1 protein-coding gene is annotated in these 269 nt (G+C 45.0%); it reads right to left on the minus strand.

Annotation, left to right across the window (positions count from 1 at the left end; genetic code table 11):
* The coding region (locus FS736_RS23755) for a transposase (RefSeq protein ID WP_144481554.1) at positions 1-269 on the minus strand (269 nt) is incomplete at both ends.

Raw genomic sequence — 269 nt, forward strand, 5'->3', positions numbered from 1 at the left:
CCCGCCTTGTGTCTTTGCCACAATCCCCTATGCCACATCGAACACCCATATATGAGCCCTCACCAACCCTCCTCCAACCTCTTTTGCTGATTCGCTTTTTCGTCCCACTAAACTTCCCAGATTCCAAAACACTACCCTCTACTCCACCCAAAGCCACCACCTTTTTACCCTCACTAAATCCATCTATCTCTCCAATTTCACAAATCATCCTTCCCCCCATCTTTTCTCCCATACCACGGATACATTTCATAATATTATATTCTTCAACT

It is taken from the genome of Cytobacillus oceanisediminis 2691, assembly GCF_007678455.1.
GTDB lineage: Bacteria > Bacillota > Bacilli > Bacillales > Cytobacillaceae > Mesobacillus > Mesobacillus oceanisediminis_A.